Source organism: Salinadaptatus halalkaliphilus (assembly GCF_006543045.1).
Classification (GTDB): domain Archaea; phylum Halobacteriota; class Halobacteria; order Halobacteriales; family Natrialbaceae; genus Salinadaptatus; species Salinadaptatus halalkaliphilus.
Genome location: NZ_RBZW01000063.1, coordinates 1 through 3,883, shown reverse-complemented (window position 1 = coordinate 3,883; position 3,883 = coordinate 1). Strand labels below are relative to the sequence as shown.

Sequence of the window (3,883 nt, the reverse complement as noted above, 5' to 3'; positions counted from 1 at the left end):
CTCCTCCTCACTCAGATGACGAACGAGATCGCCTCGCCGGTCTCCTCCCATTACTCGCCCATCTCAGCCCATGCCCATAACTTCCGTCACTCATTATCGTCGGCTACGCGATTGCGGCGATCGTGGTTGCAGTCGTTGGCTGGCCAGTCTGGTTTGGGCTCGTCGATCTTTACTTGCTGCTTGGCTGGCTCGTACTGACGATACCGAGCCCCGGTGATGTCCGGCCGATCGCCTCTAACTGAGGTCGTAGTCTTCACTGGCGACAACTTGCTCGTTCCCGTCTTTGACTCCGAGTACTGTTATTCGACCGGATTCGGCACCGGACTCGAGGTCGTCGTGATTGATTCGGACGGTATCGCCTACATCGAGTTCCTCGAGGTCGCTCTCGCTGATCGACGCACCGCCGTCAAGCCCGTCTGCTGGCTCGCCGACGATATCGACGTGGTCGGTGTTCCCGAGCGTGACGACCTCAACGACGATCGTGTTCGTTGCCGACTGGACGTCTATCGTGACGCCGGCCTGGATGTCCTCGTTGCCGACATCCATCCCCATCGCGAATCCAGCGATTGTGGCGGCGAGGATGACGGTTACGGCCACGAGCAGGATGATGCCGATAACTGGCGATACCGCTCGATGGCCGTGTGATCGTCTGAACATCTATAAAAGAAATCAGTGGATGGTTAGTTAGTTATCCCAGGTGGCGACAACCTGAAGATCACCGTCGATTTCGCCGTAGACGGTAATTCCGTTAATTCCGTCCTCGAGTTCACCAGAGTTGTACTCTCCTTCGTCATCAATATCGTCCGAGTCAAGAGTTAGCGAATCTCCAACAGTCCATGGATTGTCCCCGTCACCGTCGTCATCTCCGTCGTAGTCAACATATCTGGTATCCTCGCCACTAGAGGCGGATTCAGCGTCAACCTCGACTAAAATTGCATCGGTATTACCTTCATCAATCACTTGTACAGTCACAAGATCGCCCTCCTCATCGAAGTCGATCCCGGCGTTCGCGGACCCACTCATATCACCGAGGTCCATCACAAACGCAGCAATTACAGCAGCCAGAATTACCGTAATGGCCACCATCAATATGACACCGATAACGGGTGAGACCGCACGTTCATCCTTCGATCCGACCAGTTTGTTCGCAATTTGTTTTCCGTCGAACATGAGTATCCTTTGCACAGCACCGTGAACGGTCGGAACGATTATCCCACGCGGTGTGATACCGTGTAGGTGCGGATGGATTGGGGGTTGAAACCATCCTCCGCGCATCACCTTTCCGACCACCGATTTTGGTGCTGGATTACCGTTGGCAAGCACCCTATATATAAGTTGTCGATAGTGTATACATCGGGGAAAACGACTGTCGCGAAAGGCTTTCAGTTATGATAATCAGCATCGTGTTGGATCGGTACAGCACCCCCTTGAAGCGTCACTGTCCGGCGGTTTTATCCAGTCCTATTGGGCGGAAACACGTATACGATGTCCACATAGTGGAATGACTGTGAACGACCCGGCTACGCTGGTTTCACCGATCGACCTCGCCCGTACCTACCAGGGGGAGGCCTACGACGATCCGTGGACTGCGGTTGAGGATTACCAACGGGTCCTTGAGTACACCGGTCGGAACCCGAACGCGAGTGCCGGCAAGGTCGCCGCGAGTCTCGATCTCCCGCGTGGTCGTGTTCGGCCGTGGATCGACGACGATGCAATCCCCCACCCAGTTCGTGGCATTCAAACGGCCGAAGGCCACGGCTGGATTCCACTCACCGAAGCAAGCGACGCATTTGGCCCGCTCAACCGACTCGTCGCCTGGACGCTCACCCGCGGGACGATCAAGGCCGACACCTACGGCCCGTACTACCGCGTCGATGGTGACGACGATCGCGACCGCCTCGAGCACTTGCTCGACAGTCTCGGCGTCGAATCGATGGAACACCGAACCGACGACGCCCACCGAAGTACCGAGCGCGCGATTCGCGACGACGGCGCTGTCTTGGGCCGTCTCCTTACCTGTCTCGAGGCTCCAACCGACGACGAACAGCCGACAAGCGTCCCGACCTATCTCGGGACCGTCTCTGTGGAGCGCCGTCGCGCCTTCGCTCGCACGTATCTCGAATTGCGTAGCGAGTACTGGGGGTTCACGGATCGCTGGGTGATCGAACATCAGAATCGGACTGACGCGTATCGAAAGAGCCTCGCACACTTCTTTTCGTGGCTCGGCGCCGACACTGAGATCCACGAGGATTCGATTAGCATCGATAAGGAATTTGTCGCCGGCCTGGGTATCGAGGTCTAAATGCCGACCGACGACCAGTATCTCGAGGATCTGCGTGAATTTGCCGCCGAGCTGGGCAAGACGCCGACGCGTCCCGAAATGAACGAGGATGGCCCGCATTCCTCAACGCCGTACTACAATCGGTGGGACTCGTAGAACGGGGCACTCGAGGCCGCTGGGCTCGAGCCGAATCACGAGTACGTCTCGGAGGACGACCTACTCAAGGATCTCCGGCGGATCGCTGACGAACACGGCCACCCAGTCCGTATCGAGGACGTTGAGGAACATGGGAACTACGATCCGTCGACCTACTACGGCCGATTTGACTCGTGGTTCGACGCCCGCGACCAAGCCGGGCTCGAGGCCGACGACGTTCGTCCCGGCCGGCGCGTCGACGCAGACGCGTTGATCGATGCTGTGCAGGATTTAGCTCTCGAGTTGGGTCGTCCGCCGTCGAAAGCCGAAATGAACGATCGCGGCGAGTACTCAGCATCGCCGTATCTCACTCGGTGGGGCACGTGGGAGGAAGCACTCGAGGTCGCAGGCGTCGCAACCGATTCATAGAAGATAGATTTAACAGGCATAGGCTTGAGGGAGCGTTCATGTCGATCCACGAAACGTACGCGAATACGACGACGGTTCAGGGACGGGAGGCCGACGATACCGTGTCGACGACCATCCCGAAGCCGATCGCCGAAGAACTCGGACTCGAGGCGGGCGATCCTGTGCTATGGCAGTGTGACGAGGGGGACGGAACTGCACGGATCAAAAACCCGTGTTGATGACTGGTCGAAAATCTCCTCTTTGATGAAAGAGAGAGCTCTCAGACAGGTATAAACTGACTCGAGAACACTGAATGAGGGGCAGTGTTCTCCGCTTGCTGTATGAGAGGCAAAGCGGACAGTGATCGTGCAGCGGAGGTCACGAGAGCGGCCAAAGGCTATTGACGAACTCCCCCATCCCCCGCCGATTGTCTGTTAGTAGCTCTCACACATAAATGGTTGGAAAGCTACAACTCTGCGTGGGTGTGAACACGTATGCCGGCTGTGACATGGACCCTGGGTGAGACCATACCCCCTGTCAGCCGGCTACGATCGGATGCGGTGATGCGTTCGTAGCGGGGAAAGGTGATGTCCCGTGTGGCGAAGCCGTATGGCAACGACAGACCGCCGCTCCCCGCTACCTGAATTGTGTCGATAATTCAATTAAATCTGCTGGCCATCGTATCGGTGTTTGAGCTCCAGCCCCCATCCGACCCTTATTACCACTACACCAGTTCGATTTATAATTAGTTGAAATAGAGGGCGCTAAGCCCCCGTCCGTAAGGAGCGAACAGAGCATAGCGAAGTGAGCGAGTAGGGCGGGGATACAGCGCCCTCTATTTCAGCTACACACGGGTTGCTGACACCACTTGGAAACGGCGTTTACACGATCACTGATAGCGGCGAAGCGTATCTTGACGAAGAATACGATGCTGAAAGCGAGATCTATTTGATGGAAACAAATGGCTCTGTTGAATCACGGGACGGCGTCGGGATAGGTCGCTAAATCAAAGGAGTTGAAGCGGGAGAGTCGAGTTGTCCATGACCCAAATCTCCCGCT

At 56.7% G+C, this 3,883-nt stretch carries 6 protein-coding genes and 1 pseudogene; 5 read left to right on the top strand and 2 right to left on the bottom strand.

Annotated features, from left to right (window positions below; translation table 11 throughout):
* Positions 1-234 precede the first annotated feature (234 nt).
* A complete protein-coding gene (locus D8Y22_RS18345) occupies positions 235-657 on the bottom strand; it encodes a type IV pilin (protein ID WP_141466134.1) in 423 nt (140 codons plus the stop codon).
* Positions 658-684: 27 nt separating this feature from the next.
* The gene (locus D8Y22_RS18340) at positions 685-1,275 is read right to left on the bottom strand and encodes a type IV pilin (RefSeq protein WP_246084505.1); all 591 of its coding nucleotides are present in this window, start codon (positions 1,273-1,275) and stop codon (positions 685-687) included.
* Between the two features lie 232 nt (positions 1,276-1,507).
* Between D8Y22_RS18340 and D8Y22_RS18335 the strand changes: the two genes are divergently transcribed.
* From D8Y22_RS18335 to D8Y22_RS18330, 5 genes and pseudogenes are all read left to right on the top strand, one after another.
* The gene (locus D8Y22_RS18335) at positions 1,508-2,302 is read left to right on the top strand and encodes a hypothetical protein (RefSeq protein ID WP_141466133.1); all 795 of its coding nucleotides are present in this window, start codon (positions 1,508-1,510) and stop codon (positions 2,300-2,302) included.
* The gene (locus D8Y22_RS22980; RefSeq protein ID WP_246084504.1) at positions 2,303-2,437 is read left to right on the top strand and encodes a homing endonuclease associated repeat-containing protein; all 135 of its coding nucleotides are present in this window, start codon (positions 2,303-2,305) and stop codon (positions 2,435-2,437) included. It abuts the gene before it with no gap.
* A gap of 57 nt (positions 2,438-2,494) precedes the next feature.
* Positions 2,495-2,632, top strand: a pseudogene (locus D8Y22_RS23430) (homing endonuclease associated repeat-containing protein); the annotation flags it as partial.
* A gap of 54 nt (positions 2,633-2,686) precedes the next feature.
* Entirely contained in the window at positions 2,687-2,845 is a 159-nt protein-coding gene (locus D8Y22_RS23425) for a homing endonuclease associated repeat-containing protein (protein ID WP_394348215.1), read from the top strand.
* 38 nt (positions 2,846-2,883) lie between these two features.
* A complete protein-coding gene (locus D8Y22_RS18330) occupies positions 2,884-3,063 on the top strand; it encodes an AbrB/MazE/SpoVT family DNA-binding domain-containing protein (RefSeq protein ID WP_141466132.1) in 180 nt (59 codons plus the stop codon).
* Positions 3,064-3,883 lie beyond the last annotated feature (820 nt).

Excerpts from the sequence above, each read along its gene's own strand:
- D8Y22_RS18340 (WP_246084505.1), bottom strand. The coding sequence starts at position 1,275 with ATGCGCGGAGGATGGTTTCAACCCCCAATCCATCCGCACCTACACGGT.
- D8Y22_RS18330 (WP_141466132.1), top strand. The coding sequence starts at position 2,884 with ATGTCGATCCACGAAACGTACGCGAATACGACGACGGTTCAGGGACGG.
- D8Y22_RS22980 (WP_246084504.1), top strand. The coding sequence starts at position 2,303 with ATGCCGACCGACGACCAGTATCTCGAGGATCTGCGTGAATTTGCCGCC.
- D8Y22_RS18345 (WP_141466134.1), bottom strand. The coding sequence starts at position 657 with ATGTTCAGACGATCACACGGCCATCGAGCGGTATCGCCAGTTATCGGC.